This is a genomic window from Fulvivirga sp. M361 (genome assembly GCF_007097395.1).
In the GTDB taxonomy this organism is placed as follows: Bacteria; Bacteroidota; Bacteroidia; order Cytophagales; family Cyclobacteriaceae; genus Fulvivirga.
The window spans coordinates 337,905-350,676 of the sequence record NZ_VKDC01000008.1 but is presented as its reverse complement, the minus strand read 5'-3'; the positions used below and the strand labels follow the sequence as shown (position 1 = coordinate 350,676).

The following is a 12,772-nucleotide window of genomic DNA, read 5'->3' as shown; positions in this document are numbered from 1 at the left end:
TGGTATTTGTATTTGATTGAGATCCATATACCTCTACTTCTGCGAGGTTCAATGTAGTGGTAAGGTTGGATTGTATTCTAACAACCTGACCAATAGCACCACCAGCGTCCAGGGTTACAGAAGGGTTGGGTGCAGTTGTAATGGTTTGTGTATAGGTTGTAGTACCACTGCTATTGATAACAGATATCGTGAAATCAGATAAGCGACTTTTACAACAAGCATCTGTTCTGTTAAACACATTGATATTATCAATGCTATAATTATCGCCAAGGTCTACTTCCCACCAGGCATTAGGCCCTTGAGCAGCCGTTACCGAACCATTACCTGAGCCAAAGTTTCCTGCGGTATTATCATCAATGGCACGTGACGCTACACCACCATTTAATGTTGTGGATTGTGTTGCTGTTCCATTTAAGGCAAGGTTTACGTTGCCCGTTCCTCCTCCACTAGTAACCGTTAACTGTCTTACTGCATTTGATGCAGCTGCGAATGTTGAATTTCCCCCTTGTGAAGCCGTTATATTTGTAGTACCCTCTCCTTGAATACGAATTTTATTGTTTACAATGGTAGCCACATTAGGGTTTGAACTGGTAAGCGTAACCGGGGCTCCGGAACTCGCATATGCAAAAGGAAAAAAGTCTGGATCACCCACTTGCTTATCTGTTAACGACTGAAAGTCAATATGTTGGTAGTAATTAGGTGCTGTTTCACCTACTAGCAAAGCTCCTGCAGGTCGTACATAAGGCACGTAATCTGGCTTTGTACTCATTAACATTCGGTTATTTATCTCCTTCATGATAGCCATTTCATCCGGCATCATATGTCCTGCTGTCGTATAACCCCATTGAGCGGCAGCTGGATGAAGGGGGCCAGGATCTGTAGTTGTAGCCCAAGTCACTGATGCACCTGCATCGGTAATTCTTCTTACAAATCTATAGGCTTGTTCTGTATCATAAAGCAAAAGCCTATTTGGTAAGTGCCATCTTTCCCTGGTAGGAAACCATGCGTGTTTTAATCTAGGTCGGTCAAATAGCGTAAAATATGGGTCTTCAACCATATTTGGTATGGTAAACTCTTCGTAAGCCCAAGAGTTTGTAGGGGCATCACCAACAGGTGAGACATGACCATGTGAAAAATCCTGTGTGTCAGTTCGTGGTTCGTGTACTACTACTCTATAAGTTGCAGGATCAGTATCATTTATACCATCTGATTCTACTTGAATTTCAGCTCCGTTTAGTGTGATGTATTTTTTGTTAGAATTGATAGTAACAACTGCTCCTGGATCAGCTGCCTTTATCATGGCAACATAATCAGGACCGTTAGAGGCAAGTTTCCCTACAGTATCCAACCAGTATGCATCGGCATAATCTTTTACACTTAGAATAAAACCCTGTATAAAATCTCTATAGGCTGCATATTCGTCACCTCCAAAATTATTTGTATAATATGCTACCCAAGCCGCTTGAACTTCATCAGATGCTCTTTCAAAGTATTGACTTGATATATATAAAATTACTTTTTTACCTGCATCTTTAAAAACTTGTAAGACGTCAAAAATAATTTGATCATTAGCTGCATTAGGGACAACGCTTGGATGTATTTCGTTAGCAACATCTACGTTGGCATTAGCACTTAGCGTAAAATAATGAGAATTTGCAAAGTTGGTCAGATTGGTGATTACATGACCTACAGCAGGCAACTCATCAACTATTTCCTGTGCGCCAGCTACATAATCTGGATTGTAATTGTTTATTTCTGTGTTAAGCCTAGCACCTCCGTAAATAGGGAAGGTTACACCCCACTCCCCTGCCAACCAATCGGTTTCGGGTTGTTGCGCGGATACTGTAAAAGCAATAAGAATGAATAATAAGGTCATTGCTTTTTTCATTTGTGAAATAAGTCTACTTTCAAAAAAAGCATCTCGTAGTAAAATAATTTCTTTCATAATCGTGTTGGTTTAAAGTTTGAGTAAAAATTATATTCATATTCAATTGATTGGTTGTTTCTTAGGCCAGCAGTTATAAGAAAATTTATGTTCTGAAGGCAAATTTTCTTCAAGTCCGATATCAAAGTTTGTATGACTTGACAGGGGTTCATTTTAAATAAGAACCACCGACAGTTTTAATCGTCGGTGTCTTATCCATATTTTACTTTTTAATTATTTTCTTGGTTTGCACTTGCTGTCCATCTGTTACTTTAAGGATGTATATCCCAGAAGAGAGGTTACTTAAATCAACAACTGCACTCGCCTCTTTGATATCTTGAGAAAGCACTCTTTTTCCAGCGTAATTGACTATATCCAACTGAACCGTTTTTGAACCGCTAATTTTAACGTTAAGGATATCGGTTACTGGATTGGGATAGACATAAATTACGTCATCAGCGTCTGAGGTTTCCACACCAAGCGTCGTTTTCCCTGAACTTGTTCTTGCTGAATTTATTGGTAAACTGGTAGATCCACTTTCAAAAACTTGAACCTCTGCTAAGTTTAAGGTACTGGTTAGGTTCGATTGAATTCTAACAATCTGTCCAACAGCATCTCCAGCAGCTAGTGTTATAGAAGGAGTAGGCGCAGTAGTAATCGTTTCTGTGTATGTTATAGCTCCACTACTATCGATAACGGATACTGTAAAATCAGATAATCTACTGATACAACAATTATTCGTTCTGTTAAAAATAGTTATGTCGGCAATGCTATAATTGTTACCAAGATCTACTTCCCACCAGGCATTAGGCCCTGCCGCAGCCGATACAGAATTACTTCCAAAGTTTCCATTGGTGTCACCATCAATAGCTCGTGATGCTTCAGCAACACCCAATGTTGTAGATTGAGTCGCTGTACCGTTTAAGGCAAGGTTCTTTTTAACAACAGTCAATACGCGAATTACATCGGGCGCAGGATTATAAATATCATCTCCCGCTTGAGAGGCTATTATATCAGAAGTACCAGCAGCTATAATACGAATCTTCCCATCTTCAATAGTTGCAACATCAGTATTGGTGCTGGTATATGAAACATTATATCCAGAGCTAGCCGTTGCGTCAAGATCAAAATCATCATCCCCTAATTCTTTTTCTGGTATGGAAGAGAATGTAATTCTTTGATCAAATTTTGAAAATTCTTTTCCAAAGATTTGTACTTCAGCTAAACTTAAAGGACGCCAAAGGTTCGATTCCACTCTAATAGTTTGCCCAAGAACGCCTCCAGCATCTATTGATACAGAAGGGTTAGACCTACCAGTAATTCTTTGTGAATAGGTTACTGTACCACTACTATTAATAACAGAAACTGTGAAATTAGATGATCTCCTCCTACGATATCTACTTATGGGGTTAAAAACAATGATGTCAGTAATTCTATGTGTATCACCCAGGTCTACTTCCCACCATGCATTAGGACCTGCTGCGATCGTTACAGAACGTTCACGAAAGCTTCCGTTTGTATTGCCATCAATAGCACGTGAAGCTACAGCATGCCCTATTGTTCTAGATTGGGTTGCTATACCACCTAGGGCAAAGTTTCTATCTTCACCCGTAACAGTCAACTGTCTTGTCACATCCTCTGCTGCTGCGAAAGTATCATTTCCACCTTGAGATGCCGTGATAGTGGTAGTACCGGCACCTTGCAAACGAATCAGGTTGTTTACAACAATGGCCACACTGGTGTCTGAACTCGTGTAAGTTATTGGCGCTCCTGAACTGGCTGAAGCAGGCGAAAAATCGGCTTCATTCACGTCTTTTTCTGGTAACTCTCGAAAATCAATGTACTGACGGTAATCAGGTGCTGTTTCACCCACTAAAAAAGCGCCTTCAGGTCTTACATAAGGCACGTAATCAGCATTAGCCGCCAATTGAGAACTTACATGTTTTAATACCTCTACTTCATCTGGGGTAGCCAATCCACCAGCGGTGATTGTTGTCGAAAATGTAATCGCTGCTCCGGCATCGACAATTCTTTTCACAAATCTGTAGGCTTGGTCCTTATCGTACATTAATGGTTCCGTAGCTTGGGACCAACGTCGACGAATGGGAGCAAACATATGTTTTACAATTACTCTACCTGTTTCAGGATGTACTGATAGCGGAGATTCTACCATGTCCGGAACTGTAAATTCATCATAACCCCATGAATTTGATGGTGCTTTTTGTCCACCTATGGAAGTAACATGACCTGCTGTAAAATGAGACCATATATCATTGGCTTCATATTTTATGACTTTATAATTATCTGGATCTCTTTCATCAGGTCCATCTGAGTCAACGGTTATACCAGAGAAATAACTCTTCCTAAAATTGACACCAAGCGCAGCGTTAGGGTTCGTTTCTGTAATCTGATTAATAAATATTGATTTGGGTGGAATAGATGAGTCCGCTCCACCAATTTTATCAATCCAATAGCCATCTACTAAACCATCAAGACGCTCTAGAAAACCTCGCATTAATAGATTAAAAGCGTCGTAGTTACCTAAACCTCTTGCGGTTTTGAAATTTTCCCAACCGGCTATTTGTGCCGCTGACCCTTCGCCCATATTAGGCCAGTGATTTATGTATAGAATGACTTTAATTCCTGCATCTCTAAAGACTTGTATGACATCAAAAATTACTTGTTCATTCTCTAGGCTTGGGACAAAATCCGGATGTATTTCATTCGCTATATCTATATAATTATTTTGTCGTAATGTATATAAACTACTATTGGCGTTATTGGTTAAATTTGTCATTACGTGGCCTATATTAGGATAATCTCTAACTATCTGCCTGGCTGCTTCAACATAGTCATAACCATTAGCCACAAAAGTATCTAAGTCTTTTCCGCCTCTAATAATTAAGCGAACACCCCAAGAGCCTTCCATCCATTCTACCTCTGAGGTCTGTGCGTTTGCCGAGTCAGAACAAATGATCAAAAAAGCTAATAAAACAACGGCTTTCATGCGTGAAAACAGCCTGTTTTCCAGAAAAAAAAGTATCAATTTTTGTAAGTTTTTCATCATAATTTGGTTTTAAAGCATGTATTTCATATTTCTGTCAAAAGCCATCCATATACGGAAAACTCGTTTCCTATTCTTTTTAACCTAAACCTCACTCACCATAAAAAAACTCGTCCCAGTCATCTGTCCGGAAAGGAAGCGCAGGCAATCCTTGTTTGTTGTAAATTGTTGCGTTTGCATTGTTCGCCCAGTTGTAACGCACCGCTACCGGATGTTTCACCTTGGGTGAGTTTAGTCGTATTTTATTGCCATCCTGCCTGACCTTAGCTGGATAGAAAATTTTATTCTCGCCGGCGATATGGAAAGCCCAAATCCCTCCAATTGCTGCAGACAATAAGTACAATTCGGAACCTGGTGTTTCAATTTGAAGAACAATGTCCTCGCCTTGGTTTTTGTATGAACTTAAAAAAGGAGCGGCATAAACAATATCTGTTTTATTATACGTTTTGTGCAGGGCAATTAAAGATAAGCGGCGACCCACCTCCTTTTTATGCGGCGGATGAATATCATAAAATGTACCTATGTCTTGTGTAGCCGCTACTCCTGTATTTGGTAGTTTTAAAGCTTCACACTGAGCTTCGACAATTTTTGGCACCCCAAATGGCATTCCATATTTATCGCCGTAATTGTGAGGAGGTATTTGCACAAAATAAAACGGAAAATCACCAATACCCCATTTCTCTCGCCAACTCGATATCATATTTGGGAACAGTGTTTTATACGTTTTCCAGCTCGGAACATTTGCTTCACCCTGATACCAAATGACACCTTTTATGGTGTAGTTGGTTAAAGGCGAAATCATGCCATTATACAACACCGATAACTTTTTGTATTTGTTTCTGAGCAGGCTAACACTTTCTGGCATGTCAGGAGATTCCTCTATAAGCCCATTTTTATAATTATCTAGTGCTGTTCTATAGTAATTGCTATCAAGTTGAAAGCTTGTTTCCAAGGTTTTAAACTTCTCACGCAACTTCTCGTCGATACCTTCTTCTGGTGTCCATGCTTCAGCGGGTGTTCCTCCTCTGGATGATTGAATTAGGCCAACTGGGACAGACAGGCTTTCGTGAAGCGCCTGCGCATAAAAATACCCTACAGCCGAAAAGTCAAATACGGTTTTTTGGTTGCACACCACCCATTTTCCCTGGCAATTACTCAATGGAATTTGCGAAGCTACAGTAGCAACCTTGAACATGCGTATTTTTGGATAGTTTGCCTTTTTAGCTTCTTCCCAAAAATTGACAATAGGTTTTTGCCCTTTACGAAGGCCTAATTCCCTTTCCATGTTCGACTGTCCGGAACAAAGCCAAACCTCACCAAATGCAATATTTTCAATGGTTTGCTGTGTAGACCCTGTTACTTTTATTCTACCTGTTTTTCCGGCTTTTGGTGTTGTAATACGTATCAGCCAACTGCCATCTTCACCGGTTATAGTTTGCGAATGCTTACCCCACGATGGATCAACGACCACTTTTTGGCCTGGTGTATCCCAACCCCATATTTGTACTTCAGCCGACTGTTGCAAACACATATTGTCGGATAAAATATCAGGTAACCTTGTTTGTGCGTTTACCCCGATTGTAACTAAAAAAAATAGTATAAAATATATAATTTTCACTTATCTCCTTTTAATTTTTATTTATAATACTTAAACTCATATTTTGAAAAAATCATACAAAAACCATTTCGATGTTATTGCAAGAATTATTGAATTCTTAATTAATGTGACAGAATCATGATTTAATATCTAGAAAATTCCTCTTCTTTAAGCGGTAGTACTCCATCAGGACGTTCTACCATTGGCTTTCCGGAAAGAATACCCTGTTTTGACAAAAATTGATCTGCCAGCTCGAGTGACCAATAAAAAAAGCGGTTCGTTTTTTTTATTCCAATGCAAAACCCATGTCTTCTATTTTTCCCAATATATAATTCAGATATATTACCTGCTTGTTTGACAGAATTATTAAAATCGACCATTTCCTGTTCCAGTACTACAGGATCTGCTCCTCCCGAAAAGATTATGGTAGGAGGCAAACCTTCCACAATATGGTGTTTTGGAGAAAGCCATTCCTCACATTTGAAATATGGGTTATAAAGGATAAGGCCATTGGGAATACAAGAAATTGAGAGATTGTAAACATCATCATTACTTTTAGGATCAGTTATCATAGCAGTAGCAGCAGCCAACTGTCCACCGGCTGAAGCACCGGCGCAAACGATTTTTTCGGTATCAATTTTTAATTCGTTTGCGTTTGCCCGAAGAAAACGAACAGCAGATTTGGCATCTTTGACACATTCCAAGGGAACCTCAACACTGTCCCTGTCTTTTAGCCGGTAATCAACGGAAACTGCAACCACCCCCCTTTTACTCCAATATCTGCAATCGGGAAAATGCCAACTATGCTTCCCCCCCTTCCAGCCTCCACCATGAAAAAATAAGATACAAGGAAATTCCCTCTCCGAATCAGCATAATTATCCGGTAAAAAAACTGACATTTTAAGCTCTTTGCCGTCTACTTGCTTAAACACCCATTCCGTTGGATTTTCGTTAGAAATATCAACAGGTTTAGCTCTTTCTAAGCTTATAGCAGATGTATGATTGTTGAACGTGAATAAACAAACTAATGACAAAAGCGTAAGTTGGTTATATTTAAGGATACAGGTGTTTCTCATAATCTAATTTTTATTTGTAGAAGCTACTAAGTACCAGTCTGTACGATTTACAAGACTTTTCCTTTTACTCGTTTATGTTCAGCGCTTCATCATTTAGTTTTTGTTTCTCCGACCAATTTTGCTCCAGAAGGCCTTTTATATGGCATATATTCAGGCATTGGTTTCATTCTTAATCTCTTGTCTATTTCCTTCATAATGTCCATTTCTTCTTTTGTAATAGAACCATTTGTTTGTGTATTTCCCCAGGTAATAGCACAACCTGCATCAGTTAAAGTCCGCACAAAACGATAGGCTTGTTCTACATCAAACATCAAATCAGCCTTTGGGCTTGTCCATTTCATTCGCATTGGCATCCAGGCGTGCTTTACATTATGTTTGGTTGGGTCATAGCTTGCCATTGCGTCTACTATTTCAGGAAATGTAAACTCTTCATATGCCCATGAGTTGGGTGGTGCCCCCCAGGCTAAAGGAGTTGGGTGACCAGAGGTAAAATCAGTATAGGGATCATCTATATCAAAAGACCTTATTCTATAATTTCTATCATTCGGGTCATTTGTTCCGTCTGAGTCCACTTCCAAATAATCTCCATTTTTATCTTTGAAATATTTTGATCTATTCGAACGCTCATTTTCCACTATGCCATTAGAGGCTATCATAACAGTTGGATCTACCTCTCTAATCATGTTAATAAAATCTGCTAATTCACCAGCAATTCCGCCCACATGATCCAGCCAATATCCATCTGCCAAACCTTTAAACCTTTCGATAAAACCTTTGCATAAAGTACGGTAGGCCAAACCTTCATCACCATCAAATTTTGTGTTGTAATAGTTTTCCCAAGCTGCCTTATATTCCGCATTGTCTTTTGTACCCGATCTTGCTGAAGGCCCATCGGTAGCGATGTAAAGAATTACTTTTTTTCCTCCCTTATGTAATACGTCAATTACATCCAGAATTATTTTTTCATTTTCAAGAGAAGGCACAAATTCAGGATGGATTTCCTTGGCAACATCTACATAAGGATTATCCCTTAAGGTAAACCAGTAGCCATGGGCACGATGCGTGAAGTTTGTAAACACGTGGCCAACTGTTGGGAGATTATCCACAATATCCTGTGCCCCTTTTACCCAATCGCCAGATGAGTTGGCTTTATCCAATTGTACTCCTCCTTCAACTATTAGGCGTACTCCCCAAGAGCCCACAAGCGAGTTTCTTTCAGAACCAGTTTGAGCATTGGCATTGATAAAAATCAAGGCGAAAATAATTGCAATTAAATATAGTTTCATTTTTTTATTTTAAAACTTAAGTTTATTTCTTCTGTATGCTGATGGCTGTTTGAAATGAAAATCGGGAGCTTTATTTAACTCACTTTGAAATTCTTTTACTAATTTTTTTTCCTTTTTAGTACGTTTATCCTCAGGAATGGGCTCTTTTTCCTTTGGGTCCTGGCTTACATTATAAAATCTACCATCGTTATAAAGCTTATAGGGTTTATTGCGCACAAAACGCCCATACCAGCGCTCCTTCCCTCCTGGTTTTAAAGGGTCATAATGAACAAATACCGTATTACGTTCTTTCTGGTTCTGTCCTGTAAAAAGAGAATAATGGCTTTTTCCGTCAATATTTTCAGGAATTGGAGCTCCCGCTAATTCAGCAAATGTGGGTACAAAATCGCTGAATTCGAACAGACTATTATACTCAAATCCTTTCTTAATTTTGGAAGGATTAGAAACAATCATAGGAACATGGGTCCCTCCATCTGCCATGGTACCTTTACCCCCTGGATATGGACCATTAACTGTTTGGGTCGTTAAAGAGATATGAGTTCCATTATCACCCGTAAAAATAATAATCGTATTATCAGAAAGTCCTTGCTCTTCTACGGCGTCAATCAATTTTTGAACTATTTTATCGGTATATTCAACCATATCTTTAAAAAAACGATTGTCTTTTTTCAACCTTAAACTCTTATTACTCCATTCTTTTGAATCTGGAGTTGGAACAAATGGCGAATGCACCAACATCATAGGATAATAAAGAAAAAATGGCTTGTCCTTTTTTCTTTTTATAAAATCGACAGCATAATCGCTTACCACATCGGGTCCATAAGTATCCTCTAAACCTTTTAATTGTTTACCGTTTTGATATAGTAGAGGATCGGCAAATCTGCTACCGTATTCTGTTCCTGTTTTAGCCCCTTTTATACTTATAAATTCCCATAAACAGTACTCATCAAAACCAAAATGATGTGGACGATTCAATAGCTCAGCTTCCTCTGATGATTCAATTTTTGATCTCGTACCATTTAACTGCCACTTACCCACCACACATGTTTCATAACCAACATCTTTTAAAACATTCCCAAATGTTCGTTCCTGAACATCGAGATAAGCAAATGCTTTATAATTGTGAGAGTTGTATCTGCCTGTCATTATTTTAACCCTTGAAGGCGTACATAAGGGTTGCGAAATAGCATAGTTAAATTTTATTCCTTTTTCTGATAGTCTGTCTAGATTCGGAGTTTCATAAGACACCCCACCATTTGCACCTAAACATTCATAGCCCATATCATCAGCCATGATAAGAATAATATTCGGCTGTTTTTGCAAGCTGTTTTCATTGTTTTGAGCAAATAATAAGCAAGTGTTTAATTGAATACATAGGCCTATTAACAAACTTTTAAATCTTCTCATTTTTTGTTTTAAATTTTTAATCTCAAACTCTCAGAAATCTTTAAGTTGAAATGAATAAATTTTTTCAGGACTGGTACTTTGCTTAATTAAATTCCCTGAATACCTCAGGTTGAGATTATTTCCGAGAAGGGATTTCACATCTACTTGAACCAACTGACCGTTTTCCCATGTAATAGAAATCTCAAACCCTCCTTTACCTTTTATTCCTTCTATTTTACCAGAAGATAGTGCTGATGGAAGTGCCGGAAGTATATCCTGATAGAAATCACCATTGTCATCACGTAAATGTGACTGCAACAACATTTCGGTAATTCCGGAAGTAGCCCCAAAGTTCCCATCTATTTGAAAAGGGGGGTGTGCGTCAAACAGGTTGTTGTATAAACCCCCTTTATTTTGGTAAATAGACCCACCATCTTTTGATGGTGGTTTCATTAAATTTTTTAGTAATAAAAATGAATGGTCACCATCCAAAAGTCTTGCCCAAAAATTAATTTTCCAAGCACGCGACCATCCGGTACCTCCGTCTCCACGATGTGAAAGGGTTACTTTACAAGCTTCCGCCAATTCAGGAGTAGTTAATGGATGAATTTCGTTGCCCGGATGCAAACCCCAAAGATGAGAAACATGACGGTGTTCATTTTCAGGATCATCTTTGTCTTCTAACCACTCTTGTAATTGCCCATACTGACCAATTTGATTGGGGGCTATTTTTGAACGTCTTTCTTCTAATTTCTTAACAAAATCAGCATCAACTCTTAAAACTTCTGCAGCTTCAATGGTATTTGCAAAAAGATTACGAATAATTTGATGATCCATGGTTGGTGCCATAACCAACCCTCCATTTTCCGGGCTATTACTTGGCCCACTCACTAACCAACTCGAGTTTTCAGGATCAGGAACTAAATATTCTACAAAAAACCGGGACGCTTTTTTCATTGCAGGATACCCTCTTTTTTTCAAATATTCTTCATCCTCAGTAAACTGGTAGTGCCACCATAAATGCTGACTTAACCAAGCCCCGCCAACCGGCCAAATACCATGATTAGATCTATTTATAGGAGCTGCTCCTCGCCAAATATCAGTATTGTGATGTGTCACCCATCCACCCATATTATAGTGCTCTTTTGCTATCTTTTCTCCAGCTTCAGAAAGATCTTCAACCATACCAATTAAAGGATCTACCAGTTCTGAAAGATTGGTCATCTCTGCCAACCAATAGTTCATTTGGGTATTAATATTAATGGTGTACTTACTGTCCCAGGAAGGATAAATTTTATCATTCCAAATACCTTGTAAATTTGCTGGTTGAGTTCCCGCTCTAGAAGATGATATCAGCAAATATCTTCCATATTGATAAAGCAAAGACACCAAACTGGGGTCTCCATCTTGCCGAAAAGTTACCAGTCTTTTATCGGTTGGACGATTTGAAATTTCAGATTTACCAAGGTCTAAGGCTACACGACTAAATAGTTTTTGATAATCGTATACATGCGTGTCCTTTAACTCTGAAAATGACTTGTTTTCTATATTTTTGAGCTGTTTCTCACACCATTTAGATGGATTTCCACTGATATCTTTAAAATTCACAAAACTGGTAGCAGCTACTAATTTTAAGGTAGCACTGTTGGCATTAACTACTTTTATGGTTTTATCGTTTTGAACAACTTCACCACCTTCATTAATTATTTGTAATCTTGCCTCAAAAGTGAGTTTGCTTTCAGGGTAAGGTGCCCCTTTACGTTCTCTTTTTTTAGGATAATTGTTAACTTTTCCTCTAATAATTATTACATTTCTATCAACTAATACGTCATATTTTTCATGAGGTGAATCTAATCCAGCACTAAAATTTAATGTGCCGTTTTTTGATGATTCCAGTCTAATAATTATTGCCTGGTCAGGTTCAGAGGAAAAAATTTCCCGCTTGAATTTTACTTCATCAACTTCATACGTAACAAAAGAAATGGCTTCTTCCAAGTCCAGTTTTCTTTGAAAATTAGTAGCACTTTCATGCCCAATAAAATCCAGTAAGACATTACCAAAAGGCTGATAACACATCTGCCCTAAGGGTTTCGACATAAACTTTTCGTTACCCAATTTCTCAGCTTCCTCTTGCTTACCGTTCCAAAGCAACTGCCTTATTTCCTCCAAAACTTTATGCGCCCCTTCGTTCGCATAATCATGCGGCTGTCCCGTCCATAAAGTTTCATCATTAAACTGAATGGTTTCATTTTCAACACGGCCATAAATCATACCAGCTAATCTGCCGTTTCCAATGGGCAACGCTTCAGTCCAGTTTTCAGCAGGCTTGTTGTACCACAAAACCAATGAGGGGTTTAATTCCTTTTCTATAGGTTTTGTATCACAGGAAAATTGTGGCAAAACAGCTAAAATCAGGGTACAAATTGAAAGACACTTCAT

Annotated in this window: 7 protein-coding genes; all 7 read right to left on the bottom strand. The window is 38.6% G+C overall.

The window, feature by feature from the left end:
- Positions 1-1,945 (bottom strand): discoidin domain-containing protein (locus tag FNH22_RS11995; protein ID WP_185154195.1); only part of this gene is annotated, 1,945 nt, incomplete at its 3' end.
- A 202-nt stretch (positions 1,946-2,147) separates the two neighbouring features.
- On the bottom strand, positions 2,148-4,991 hold the full coding sequence (locus tag FNH22_RS11990) for a T9SS type A sorting domain-containing protein (protein WP_143398616.1): 2,844 nt from the start codon (positions 4,989-4,991) through the stop codon (positions 2,148-2,150).
- Between the two features lie 88 nt (positions 4,992-5,079).
- Positions 5,080-6,606, bottom strand: coding sequence for a sialate O-acetylesterase (locus FNH22_RS11985; protein ID WP_143398615.1), 1,527 nt, complete (start codon positions 6,604-6,606; stop codon positions 5,080-5,082).
- A gap of 122 nt (positions 6,607-6,728) precedes the next feature.
- The gene (locus FNH22_RS11980; protein ID WP_143398614.1) at positions 6,729-7,661 is read right to left on the bottom strand and encodes an alpha/beta hydrolase; all 933 of its coding nucleotides are present in this window, start codon (positions 7,659-7,661) and stop codon (positions 6,729-6,731) included.
- A gap of 89 nt (positions 7,662-7,750) precedes the next feature.
- Positions 7,751-8,947 (bottom strand): hypothetical protein, encoded by a 1,197-nt coding sequence (locus FNH22_RS11975; RefSeq protein ID WP_143398613.1) that lies wholly within the window; start codon positions 8,945-8,947, stop codon positions 7,751-7,753.
- Between the two features lie 9 nt (positions 8,948-8,956).
- Entirely contained in the window at positions 8,957-10,354 is a 1,398-nt protein-coding gene (locus FNH22_RS11970; RefSeq protein ID WP_143398612.1) for a sulfatase-like hydrolase/transferase, read from the bottom strand.
- 30 nt (positions 10,355-10,384) lie between these two features.
- The gene (locus tag FNH22_RS11965) at positions 10,385-12,772 is read right to left on the bottom strand and encodes a glycoside hydrolase N-terminal domain-containing protein (protein WP_143398611.1); all 2,388 of its coding nucleotides are present in this window, start codon (positions 12,770-12,772) and stop codon (positions 10,385-10,387) included.